The sequence below is a fragment of the Planctopirus hydrillae genome (genome assembly GCF_001707835.1).
Classification (GTDB): domain Bacteria; phylum Planctomycetota; class Planctomycetia; order Planctomycetales; family Planctomycetaceae; genus Planctopirus; species Planctopirus hydrillae.
The window spans coordinates 1-315 of the sequence record NZ_LYDR01000014.1; the positions used below are offsets into that span (position 1 = coordinate 1).

General features: G+C 43.8%; 1 pseudogene. It reads right to left on the minus strand.

Annotated elements, in window-relative coordinates:
- Window positions 1-315 (minus strand): annotated as a pseudogene (locus A6X21_RS24965) (TonB-dependent receptor); the annotation flags it as partial.

Below are 315 nucleotides of genomic sequence, written 5' to 3' on the forward strand. Positions count from 1 at the left end.
TTGTAACATAAGAGTTACGAGTCCGTGGTGAGATAAAGATATTGCGGAAGTAAGGTGCCTGTTGCATCAGAGCAATATTGGCTTCTAAGAAGTGATTACCTGTAACACTATACACACCCCCAAGTTTGAACCCGTAATTGAAGAACTTTTTAGTGTCTGACTCACCATAGGAATTTGTGGGAAAAAGCCCCCTCTGTTGTAGACCTTTTCGCATCATGGAGGTGACGCCGAATGAGACTCCGGCATAGGCATCCAGATTGTCATATTTGTATTTGCCTACGGCCCAGGCGTTGTAATCACGGATATATGCATAGT